The 11488-nt window shown below is 52.7% G+C and carries 10 protein-coding genes; 4 read left to right on the top strand and 6 right to left on the bottom strand.

The genetic code is table 11. The features are described 5' to 3' along the window. Window positions 1-153 precede the first annotated feature (153 nt). The 4 genes from QLG21_RS12005 to dbpA all read left to right on the top strand — a co-directional run bounded on the left by QLG21_RS12005 (window position 154) and on the right by dbpA (window position 4364). Window positions 154-1308, top strand: a complete 1155-nt coding sequence (locus QLG21_RS12005; RefSeq protein ID WP_282484492.1) for a methyl-accepting chemotaxis protein — start codon at window positions 154-156, stop codon at window positions 1306-1308. Window positions 1309-1524: 216 nt separating this feature from the next. Continuing rightward, on the top strand, window positions 1525-2508 hold the full coding sequence (zntB, locus tag QLG21_RS12000) for a zinc transporter ZntB (protein WP_006175542.1): 984 nt from the start codon (window positions 1525-1527) through the stop codon (window positions 2506-2508). A 278-nt stretch (window positions 2509-2786) separates the two neighbouring features. Next, the gene (locus QLG21_RS11995; RefSeq protein ID WP_171007371.1) at window positions 2787-2933 is read left to right on the top strand and encodes a hypothetical protein; all 147 of its coding nucleotides are present in this window, start codon (window positions 2787-2789) and stop codon (window positions 2931-2933) included. 57 nt (window positions 2934-2990) lie between these two features. Beyond that, a complete protein-coding gene (gene dbpA / locus QLG21_RS11990) occupies window positions 2991-4364 on the top strand; it encodes an ATP-dependent RNA helicase DbpA (RefSeq protein WP_282484491.1) in 1374 nt (457 codons plus the stop codon). A 43-nt stretch (window positions 4365-4407) separates the two neighbouring features. Here the strand turns inward: dbpA and ttcA are convergent, their stop codons facing one another. The 6 genes from ttcA to QLG21_RS11960 all read right to left on the bottom strand — a co-directional run bounded on the left by ttcA (window position 4408) and on the right by QLG21_RS11960 (window position 11423). Then, entirely contained in the window at window positions 4408-5343 is a 936-nt protein-coding gene (gene ttcA / locus QLG21_RS11985) for a tRNA 2-thiocytidine(32) synthetase TtcA (RefSeq protein ID WP_220710228.1), read from the bottom strand. 49 nt (window positions 5344-5392) lie between these two features. Further along, window positions 5393-6631: a site-specific integrase gene (locus QLG21_RS11980; RefSeq protein ID WP_282484490.1), complete on the bottom strand. Its 1239-nt coding sequence runs from the start codon at window positions 6629-6631 to the stop codon at window positions 5393-5395. A 1-nt stretch (window position 6632) separates the two neighbouring features. Beyond that, window positions 6633-6845: an excisionase family protein gene (xisR, locus tag QLG21_RS11975; protein ID WP_072060267.1), complete on the bottom strand. Its 213-nt coding sequence runs from the start codon at window positions 6843-6845 to the stop codon at window positions 6633-6635. Window positions 6846-6909: 64 nt separating this feature from the next. Further along, entirely contained in the window at window positions 6910-7152 is a 243-nt protein-coding gene (locus QLG21_RS11970) for a DUF4060 family protein (RefSeq protein WP_282484489.1), read from the bottom strand. Between the two features lie 38 nt (window positions 7153-7190). Continuing rightward, window positions 7191-8276 (bottom strand): RecT family recombinase, encoded by a 1086-nt coding sequence (locus QLG21_RS11965; protein WP_282484488.1) that lies wholly within the window; start codon window positions 8274-8276, stop codon window positions 7191-7193. A 9-nt stretch (window positions 8277-8285) separates the two neighbouring features. Beyond that, window positions 8286-11423: a RecE family exodeoxyribonuclease gene (locus QLG21_RS11960; protein ID WP_282484487.1), complete on the bottom strand. Its 3138-nt coding sequence runs from the start codon at window positions 11421-11423 to the stop codon at window positions 8286-8288. Window positions 11424-11488 lie beyond the last annotated feature (65 nt).

Here is an 11488-nt window from a genome sequence, read left to right as displayed (position 1 = left end):
CATTTTAAGTAATACGATGCTTTATTCCTCCTTAAATTAAATTTCTGCAATCATGCGGCAAAACCGCAAAGCAGCGCAGATCGTGAGGACAAACTTTGCAGCCAGTGCTATAAACCTTAATGCCGACCAAAATATAAAGTTGTGGGAATCATCATGCTAAGAAATATTAGTGTCAGAACTTTTATTATCTATTTCCTTTTATGTGTTTTTTTGATAAATGCAGGTGTGGTTGCTTTATTTTCAGGCAGCTCAATGCTTCTGTTATCCTCCATTATTTTAAATTTCATCGCGTTATTTTTACTTTGGGCGTACATGACAAAATATCTTGTGACGCCGATCAACACTGTGAAAAAAAGTATTGAAGAAGTGACGTCGGGCAATCTGGCCGTCTCTATCCCGGAGTTTGGCAATAACTGTGCCGGACGTTTAATTCCTGGCATCAACAGCTTATCCAGCAATATTGCCACTCTGGTTCGGGAGATCCGCGCCTCCTCGCAAACCGCCATGACGCTATCAGAGCAACTCTCATCACGCAGCGCGCAGCTGTCGGTGAAGACGGAGCAGCAGTCCGCCTCTCTGGTGCAAACCGCAGCCAGCATGGAACAGATGGCCGCGAGCACCAAAAACAACGCCGACAATACCCGCCAGGCCAGCGAGCAGGCGAATGTTGCGACGATGCAGGCGCGCAAAGGGGGAGAGCTGATGGGGCAGGTTGCCAATAACATGCAATCTATTACCGAATGCGCCCAGCAGATGACGGAAATTATCAGCCTTATTGATGGCATTGCCTTCCAGACGAATATTCTGGCGCTTAACGCTGCGGTTGAAGCGGCTCGTGCCGGTGATCATGGAAAAGGGTTTTCCGTGGTGGCGGGAGAAGTCAGGAGCCTGGCGCACCGCAGCGCCGAGGCGGCAAAAAACATCAAGTCACTGATTGACGTTACCAGCAACAACGTGACCCAGGGAGCGACCGTCGTCGCGCAGGCAGAAAGAAATATGCATGAGATTGTCGCGGGCTCGGGCAACGTCAGCCGATTAATGGACGATATTTCCTCCTCAACCGCTGAGCAGGAGAAAGGGATTTCGCAAATTACCCTGGCGCTGTCCGAACTGGAGCGCGTAACCCAGAGCAACGTTGCCATGGTGGAGGAGCTGAACGGCTCATCTGATGTGCTGCGTAATCAGGTTATTGAGTTGCAGACCCGCACCCGCAACTTCCGTCTTGATAACAGCGACCAACCGGGGGTGCAAGCGCCGCAATCCCTTCGCCCGTTAGTGTTCTCTCCGCGCCCGGGGCATTCTCATTAACTAATATAAAAGCCTGGCGTGCCAGGCTTTTTACGACCGCACCCGCGTCCAGCCATTTCATCCTTGCTGCTCCGTCGTATAAAACGCCTGTCTACACCACCCAGGTATAAAATGTACATTTCCTGAGCTATTTCAGCGCGATGGGGAACATAATTATTGCGTAACGTTATACGAAAGCTAGACTGACTGCGAACGAGATGAAAAGGTGGAGGCGCAGTGGAGAGCATTAAAGGGTCTGAACTTAACGTTCCTGATGCGGTGTTCGCGTGGATGTTCGACGGCCGCGGTGGTGCGAGGCCCCTCGAAAATAGCGATGAAATCAGCAGTGAGCATCCCTGCTGGTTACACCTCAACTATACCCATCCCGAGAGCGCCGAGTGGCTGGCAATGACGCCGCTTCTGCCCAACAGCGTCCGTGATGCTCTGGCAGGAGAAAGCCTGCGCCCACGGGTCAGCCGGATGGGCGAGGGGACGTTGATTACGCTGCGCTGCATAAACGGCAGCACTGACGAACGCCCTGACCAGCTGGTGGCGATGCGCCTGTATATGGACGAGCGCATTATCATCTCCACCCGCCAGCGTAAGGTGCTGGCGCTTGACGATGTCGTTAACGATCTGAAAGAGGGCACCGGCCCGACGGATTGCGGTAGCTGGCTGGTTGATGTGTGTGATGCCCTGACCGATCATGCCAGCGAGTTTATCGAAGAGCTGCACGATAAAATTATCGATCTTGAAGACAATCTGCTGGACCAGCAGATACCGCCGCGTGGTTTCCTGGCGCTGCTGCGCAAACAGCTTATCGTGATGCGTCGCTATATGACGCCTCAGCGCGATGTCTATGCGCGGCTCTCCAGCGAGCGTTTAAGCTGGATGAATGACGATCAGCGTCGACGGATGCAGGATATTGCGGACAGGCTGGGGCGCGGGCTGGATGAGATCGACTCCTGCATTGCCAGAACGGCGGTGATGGCAGATGAAATCGCCCAGGTTATGCAAGAGTCATTGGCGAGACGAACCTATACCATGTCGCTCATGGCCATGGTGTTTTTACCCAGCACATTTTTAACCGGGCTGTTCGGCGTTAACCTGGGTGGGATCCCCGGGGGCGAGTACCGGTTCGGCTTCTCCGTTTTTTGCATCATGTTAGTGGTTTTAATTGGCGGTGTTGCATGGTGGTTGCATCGTAGTAAATGGCTGTAAATTTACGTTTTTTCGATGCGAAGATGGCCTTAAAACGACATTTTAATTGAGCGAAGTCAATAAACATCTACCCCGTAAGGTGCACTATTACTCCCGCAGGTGAATGCAACGTCAAGCGATGGGCGTTGCGCTCCATATTGTCTTACTTCCTTTTTTGAATTACTGCATAGCACAATTGATTCGTACGACGCCGACTTAATGAGTCGGCTTTTTTTTTGCCTCCAGCTTCTTAACGTCTACCCTAAAAGAGTCTGTTCCCAACCTGGAGGAGAAGATATATGCGATCTAACCTGCAACACCTGAACCCACATCAGTCCGATCCGGTACCAACCGATCCCACCCCAATACCCGATCCTGTTCCGCGCCCACAGCCGATGCCCGATCCGCCGCCCGATGAAGAACCGATTAAATTGTCGCATCGTTAGCAGAGATCTGCGAGGATACGCGCCATCTGACTGCGATGATGACCACGAGAGTATATTGTGACCGCTTTTTCTACCCTGAATGTTCTGCCTGCCGCCCAACTCGAGAACCTTAATGAGTTGGGCTATCTCACCATGACCCCAGTCCAGGCTGCGGCATTGCCTGCTATTCTTGAAGGCCGTGACGTGCGTGTGCAGGCCAAAACCGGCAGTGGGAAAACGGCTGCATTCGGTCTGGGGCTGTTACAGCGTATCGATGCCGGGCTATTCCAGACGCAGTCTCTGGTACTGTGTCCCACGCGTGAGCTGGCGGATCAGGTCGCTGGTGAACTGCGTCGTCTGGCGCGCTTCCTGCCGAACACCAAAATCCTGACCCTGTGCGGCGGACAACCTTTTGGTGCGCAGCGTGACTCCTTGCAGCATGCGCCGCACATCATCGTGGCAACGCCGGGACGTCTTCTCGATCATTTGCAAAAAGGCACCGTTTCACTTGATGCGCTCCAAACGCTGGTCATGGACGAAGCGGACCGTATGCTGGATATGGGCTTTAGCGATGCCATCGATGAGGTGATCCGCTTCGCCCCGGCGGATCGTCAGACCCTGTTATTCTCGGCAACCTGGCCAGAGGCCATCGCGGCCATCAGTGGTCGTGTGCAGAACGCGCCGCTCACCATCGAAATTGATACTGTGGACGCGCTGCCCGCCATTGAACAACAGTTCTTTGAAGTTTCCCAGAAGGGCAAAATTGCCTTGCTGCAGAAAGTGCTGAGCCAGCATAAGCCTGCGTCCTGCGTGGTGTTCTGCAACACCAAAAAAGATTGCCAGTCGGTGTGTGATGCCCTTAACGCCGCCGGACAGAGCGCGTTGTCCCTGCACGGCGATCTCGAACAGCGCGATCGTGACCAGACGCTGGTCCGTTTTGCTAACGGCAGCGCCCGCGTGCTGGTAGCGACCGACGTGGCGGCACGCGGTCTGGACATTAAATCGCTAGAGCTGGTCGTCAACTTCGAGCTGGCATGGGATCCGGAGGTGCATGTTCACCGTATCGGACGTACTGCCCGTGCAGGCAATAGCGGCCTGGCCATCAGCTTCTGTGCGCCGGAAGAGGCTCAGCGCGCCAATATTCTGTCTGAAATGCTACAGCTTAAGCTCAACTGGGTGAACGCGCCTGCCAGCGTCAGCATTGTTCCTCTTGACGCTGAAATGGCGACGCTTTGCATTGATGGCGGTAAAAAAGCCAAAATGCGTCCGGGCGATGTACTGGGCGCGTTGACGGGTGAGTTGGGTCTTGACGGGGCGGATATCGGGAAGATCGTGGTTCATCCGGCACACGTCTATGTGGCCGTGCGTCAGTCGGTGGCGCATAAAGCATGGAAGCAGTTGCAGGGCGGTAAAATTAAAGGAAAAACCTGTCGCGTTCGCTTGCTGAAGTAACACTTAACAGCGTCTCAGAAACCCTTTCTGAGACGCTCATGCATTATTTCACTTCCACCACATTCAGGCGTAGCTCATCGAATTGCGTATCGTCTTCTTCCGGCTGCCAGCCTGCTGGCTGCATGGGGATCTCTTCACGGTCAAATGCCAGATCGCCGCCATCCACCACGTCAGAATCATGGTTGATGCCTTTGAAATCGAACAGTTCAGTATCGGCCAGATGGGAAGGGACCACGTTCTGCATAGCGCTGAACATGGTTTCGATACGGCCAGGGTAACGCTTGTCCCAGTCGCGCAGCATGTCGCCAATCACCTGACGCTGCAGGTTTGGCTGAGAGCCGCAGAGGTTACATGGAATGATCGGGAATGCTTTGGCCTGTGAAAAACGCTCGATATCTTTTTCACGGCAGTAGGCCAGCGGACGGATCACGATATGCTTGCCGTCATCGCTCATCAGCTTAGGAGGCATGCCCTTCATTTTGCCGCCGTAGAACATGTTCAGGAACAACGTCTGCAGAATATCGTCGCGGTGATGCCCCAGCGCGATTTTGGTCGCACCCAGCTCCGTTGCCGTGCGGTACAAAATACCGCGACGCAGACGAGAGCAGAGCGAGCAGGTGGTTTTCCCCTCAGGGATCTTCTCTTTGACGATACCGTAGGTGTTTTCTTCTACGATTTTATACTCGACACCGAGGTTCTCCAGATATGCTGGCAGAATGTGCTCCGGGAAGCCCGGCTGTTTTTGGTCAAGGTTGACCGCCACCAGGGAAAAGTTCACCGGCGCGCTTTGCTGAAGATTGCGCAGGATCTCCAGCATGGTATAGCTGTCTTTACCGCCCGACAGGCAGACCATGATGCGGTCGCCTTCTTCAATCATGTTGAAGTCTGCAATGGCTTCGCCCACGTTACGGCGCAGTCGCTTTTGCAGTTTATTCAGGTTGTATTGTTCTTTCTTTGTATTTGATTGATTTTCTTGCATTTATTACTACCTTCGGAGCCAGTAGGGGCATAATAGGGGCAAAAATTTTTCAGCGTGCGAGCTTATCGTTAAGCATCAGCACCTGTTCGCCATTCATTTCTTCAATCCACGCACCGTAGACTTCATAAACCATTTGCGCGTTTTCATGCCCCATCTGGCTGGCTATGAAAGACGGGTTAGCGCCGGCAGATAAGAGCCAGCAGGCAAAAGTATGCCGCGTATGGTACGGATTCCGGCGGCGAATACCAGCACGTTTTACAGCTGCGTTGAATCTCGCACCTATGCTCGATAAAGAGTAGTAGGCTTTCTGTTCTCCCTTGCGCATCCGGGGTATGAAAACGAATCGCAGACTTTGATGTTCCACTGCGCCATACTCGCGATGATTAAAGACAATTTCGGTTTTAGACTGCAGCGCCGTCAGCTTGCGTTGCGCTTTCAGGGCTTGAAGTGCCGGCTCTAAAAGGGTGATAACCCGGTTACCTGCTTCGGTTTTTGGTGGGCCGAACATGCCCAACGCATTAAGATTGCGCTGTATATGAGCCGTACCTTTTTCCCAGTCGATATCTTCCCAGGCAAGAGCTGCGAGCTCTCCATGACGGACACCAGTATAAACTGCGAACGTCCACATATTGAGACTTTGGCCACGCTCGGATTCCGCAAGCAAACTAAACTCCTGCTTCGTTAAAGGGTCCGGTTTTACTTTCCCTTTGTGTAGTTTCTTGATCCCTTCAAAGGGTTTGCCACTGATAAAGCCAGATTTGTATGCAAACCGAAGCAGTGAGCACAGTAGCGATATATAGTTGTTCACGGTACGCACAGTGCGTCCCTGTTTGTTGCTTCTGGGATTTGCCAGGTAAAGTGTCTCACCGTTCAACAGCTCCTTCCTGTATTTCAGAATGTCGCTGTGGCGTATAGTTGAAACAGGCGTATCTCCGTTAATGATGTGCATTAACGTACCGAGTTGTGAGCGAGTCTTACGCATGGTATTCGCGCTAATTTCGGTTTCTTTAATGCTCGTCCACAGTTCACACAGCTCTGAAAAGGTTTGAACTGAAACAGTGGTTACGGTTTTTTTTGCTCTGGATGATGAAGGAAAGCGCTGGTTGTAATCAAACTCTCCAAGGTTGATCTCACTAACGATCACAGCCCGAAGATTCCCGGCTTTTTTGATGTTTGCCGGGGTGTTAATCCAACCTTTGAGAATTTCGCGGCAACGCTTTCCCCGGTACATAAACCAGATACAAATCTTATTGTTTCTGATTTCGACACCTGTAGGCAAAGCTGCCATCTTACGCATCCCTTATTAACTGATTAATTCTCGGATAGTTGTACCAGGTTGTGCCACGCAAGGTTTTTTCTCCAGAAGGAGAAACCCGTTTAAAATGGATACCTTCCACCCAACAGCCCTGGCGATACTTCTCAATCTGTCGTTCGGTCAGGCCTGTTTTTTCTGTGAGCCTTGCGCCAACAACCCATTCTTCGTTAAAAATTACCTGCGACATGGTTCACCTCAGGTAACCGGCATGAGTATAGATATGCCGGTCTGTAGTCGTTGATATTTCAGTTTCAGTTTGCCTGGCCAGGCAGGGAACGCAGTCGGCGCATGCCGGTCATTGCTGTGGCCACGTAGCTTGCCTTGCAGTTGACCACTTCAACCCAGATCTTCACGCCTTCCACTCTCACCGTATAGGTCTCTTTCATCTTGCTGCGCCCATACTCGCCATATCTTTGCTGGTGGGTTGCCAGTGCGATTTCACATGCCTTGCGAGCCAAAGGGGATTGCTTACTGCCTCGATTAATCAGTCGCATTTCTTCTCCTTGAGGGAGGGGTTCCCCTCCCGATCTCGTTAGTCCACGTATTCCGGTTTCATATCCGCCAGGGTGATGCTGAACTGACCATACAATTCGTCGCCCAGATGGCGTTTCGACGATGCAAGAACGCGCTCTACTTCCGTGAACCGAGCAGCTGCATCGGGCTCTTCTGCTGGTGGCAAGGAATTGATGGCTGCTTCGACTTTGTTCCGTGCATCAACCAGGTAATAACGCTTCACGGCCTTGTTTTTCAGCTCAGTGAACAGGGCAGAACCCAACGTTGCTTTGACGGTTTCAATATCTGCGCGCAGAGCTTTAGCGCTATCCACATCCTGAGCCGCCTCGATGCGATCACGGAAATCATCAGCAAGTGCATCGATGTTTTGAGTTGATTCCTGAGCCATTTGAGTCGTAGTGACGTTGTCACCTGAAATGTCTGCAAGGCTAACGTGCTGCGCCTGTACCGGATTTACCTCTCGTTCTTCACGGCGATCATCCAATTCATCCGGGGTGTAAACGCCCAGAATCACATCCGGGCAGAACAGTCTCGCCCAGCGTTTGACGGCCAGGTACGCCAGTTGCTGGCGAGGGTCGTCAGCCCAGAGGGTAGAGTTTCGGGTACGGGCCTGAGCCAGCAGCAAATCGAGTTCTCTCGGCTGATCTTCGCCTTTAAGCGTTGCGCGGATAATGATGCCGATCCCGGCTTCGTCAGCCAGGGTCCAGCCCGGGACGCGGTACTCGCCTTTGTCGCCTTTACGGATGTGGAATTTTCCAACGACCTTTTCCCATGGCCCGTACCATTCATATTCAAAGCGGCTGGCCAGCACGCCGCTGCGTGAAATGACGGCATTAACCAGCTGCGCTTCATACCCGAGCACACCGTTAATCAGGTGCGTCTTCTGCGCCACGGCAAAGGGATTCATCTGCCACTGTGCCGCTTGCATCGCTACAGCCATGCAGTCGGCCTGATTGCCCTGCAAGTGCTTAGGAACTGTAGCGGTGCCCTGCGCCATAATTTGCGCGAACGTGCTGATGGCGTTCAGATACTGGGAATCAAACAAAGCCACGTTGGAGTTAATAACGGTGTTCTGGTCAGCAACGGTAACGTTAGTGTTATGCATAAATCCCCCTTAAGCCTGAGCGCGCAGCGCTTCGAGGCGGCGCAGGTCAAAGTCGTTCAGTTCATCGGTGTAATCGGTAGTGATCGGCGCTGGCCATTCGCCCGTGTCGAATCCGGTTGCGATGGCGCGCATCGTTTTGCGGTACTCGAGCATGCCCAGTTCCAGCAGTTCGGTTGAGGCCTCAATGATGGCGATCCAGTGGTAGTTCTCGTCTTTGTTGACGAAAATCCAGAAGAACTGGTCCAGCGCCGCGGTCTCGCAATACATAGCCGCACTGAGGTGGTAGTCCCGATCAATGATTTCCCGGTGCAGTCTGGCGCGTAGGCTTTCTTGCTTCACATTCCACATGCTGATGGTTTTCAGGTCAGCACCTATGCGCACGCCGTCCAGTTCAATCTCGAGGTCAGGGCGTACACGCACTTCTAAACCTGTTTCGTCGTCGAAACCGAAATAGCTCACTTCAACGGCGCGGCTTGGATGTGTCAGCAGCATGCCGGCGGTCGGGTGCACAAGGAGTGCAGACTGAATTGCACGCGCTGTGGCCAGCTGCTGGCGGGTAACCAGAATCTTTTCGCCAAGGTTGTCGCGCCAGGCATCCAGCAGTTTGTCGGCGAACACGGCATCGGGCTTAACCGATTTAACTGCCTGGATCATGTCTGCTTTGGTACCGGACACTTTCAGCGGTGTCGGTTTCTGCGCTTCTTGCGCCACCAGGTCTGGATTGATGATCGCTAATTGCTCGAGTAGCACATCACGGCTGCCGCTGGTTTTAACCGGCACGGGCAGGGTGGCGTTGTATTCTTTAATGCATGCCTTCATTGCCGATGCTGTCTGCTTCTGGCCTTCTTCAATACGCTGGTACTCAACTGGGAGAGCCATATAGCTTTGAGCCGTTTCTTCCAGACTGGCTCCAAGCGGCACTTGAGCGGGAAGGGATGCGTTATGTTGTTCAAGCAACGCTTTTATCTCGTCAGCGCTTAGCTGCGTCGGCAGGCTGGCGTTGTAAGCGTCGATGAACTCGCGCAGGGTTGCGGTGGTGGTAAAAGCATACTCCGGGATCTCAGGTTCTACGCTGAACTCTGCTTCGAGGTTTTCCGGTTGCAGTGCAAGAGCGTGCACTAGATTTCCCATATCCAGTACTTTGGATGCTGTTCGCGGGATGGTTTTAGCCACATGGCGCGCGTTAAAGTACATCAGGCTGACGCGGGCATCTTTTACCTGGGTTGAGCTAATACCGTTTGCTGCGTGATAAACATCATTCGGCAGACCTTCGTAGCGGCCAGGCTCGAAGTAAGCTGGGTATTCGATTACTGGCTCTGACTGCTGCTCTTCCGGCGCTATGGTAACTGCTTGCGTATTAGCTGCATCAATGCTTTCGCTCGGTGGTACCGAACCAACATCTTCGTCTTTCTCTGGCTTAGCCGTTTCCATCTGCACATCGTTGGTGATCTCCGCTGCGTTTTCCGTTTTTTCGACTTCATTTGAGGAGGTATCGACGACCGGTTCGGTATTTCCACCCATCAGGCCATCGATGGAGAACACGCCGCTGCCGAGATTTTCAACCTGCGGTTGTTCACCTGGGGCTTCAGTCTCAACTGCAGGAGTAGGCAACGGCAGTAACTCCACAGCAGAGATAAACTCAGCCGTCATGGTTTTATTAATAAACTCAAGATGAGCCGCTGGCGTGTGGTGGATGTTTTCCGGCGCTATGCGGATCAGATTGAAGATTGCCGCACGGTTCACCGCCAGTACGCAGGGCTGATTACGCAGGATGGCGCTCCATGATTTCCATGGCTCTTCTTTCTTCGCCACGATTTCTTTGGCACGTCGTAACACGCTCGAAGGAATTTCGAAGTGGTGGAAGTCCATAGGCAGTAGGGCGCATGCGATCTCAAGATCGAGGGTGTCCAGAGTGTGATGCGCGCCTTCGCCGCGATCCGTTACATAGCCACCGTCTGCATTGGTCGCAGAATCAGTGCGCTGAACATTACTGATGCGATTACCGGTAGCCCATTCTCGAACGAGAATGCCGCGATCGATATAATCAGTCGCCGCCCAGATTCTGGTGAAACGGAGAACCAAAGCGAGTTCGTGGCGCTTCTCCTGGTTGAATACCTTGCGAATGGCGTCGGTATAGCGCCAAAGGTCTTTGGTGTCGTAACCCTTAACCTCTCCGCAGTTTTCTGCCGCCAGCAGCAGGTACTGGACATAGCTGTTATCAGTGTCCATCTCCAGCGCGCAGATATCTTCGTATTCTTCGCGGGTTAAGTGGTGGCGCAGTTCGTCGGCGGTGAACTGGGCGAGTAGCTGCTTGCGGAAAGGCATACAAACGACTGGATAACGAGTGGTTTCGTCATCATTCTCGTCAATCTGGATGCCGTCATCAGCTGTAATAGCCTGCCCGGTTGTATCGCCGGTCTCGCTGGTGATTTCTGATTTGAGAAGAGTTAGCTTTCCGCTTCTCCACTCTTCAACTAACTGATTGCGGTCGTCGGCATCTGCTCTCGTCCAGTCAGCCATGAATGCAGCGATAACTTCAGTTTCGTGCGCTTCATCTGGCGCGAACACCTGCTTAATCGCCTGGGCCAGTTTCCACTCAGCGTTCAGGCTGAGTTCGGCAACTTCAGGGATGTCGTTCTTCGCCAGCAGCAGGTTCTGGAGATAGGTGTTGCCTTCATCCAGTGACATTTCGCTGGCAGCCAGTTGCTGCTCTTTAGTGATGTGTGACTGGTATTTGTCGCTGGTCAGATGGACGGCAAAACGTACCGCTGGAGTGCGATTTTCAAGCGGGATACTTTCGACGGTAGTTTCGACATTAACGGACGTTTCCGGTGCCGTTGTATTGTCCATGGCTCCAGTAGACTCAGCACCAGCCTTTGGCAGCCAGGTACGTCCATCGTCCTGCAGTTCGTAGCGTTTGCACCAGGTGTAATCAACTGTGCTTTCTTCAGGCAGATCATTGTAAACAGGGAAATCGGTGCGAACAGGTTTGGCGTAATCCTTACCGCGTCCGGTTTCAATACCGGCATCCTCCAGCTCAACATCGAGCTGCAGGTTTGCACGGGCTTCTGATTTCGCAGTGAACCAAATCACTGCATCATCTTTGCCTGATTTCTGCGTAGCCTTAACTACATAGAAAAATTCCATGTGAGATCCTCTTTTTTGGATGTAAGATCCCCGGGCCAGAGATAGCGCCCATTGGGTGAACTTTG

Origin of the sequence: Enterobacter sp. V87_3 (genome assembly GCF_029967835.1) — a bacterium.
In the GTDB taxonomy this organism is placed as follows: domain Bacteria; phylum Pseudomonadota; class Gammaproteobacteria; order Enterobacterales; family Enterobacteriaceae; genus Enterobacter; species Enterobacter cancerogenus.
This window is presented reverse-complemented; position numbering and strand designations above follow the sequence as displayed.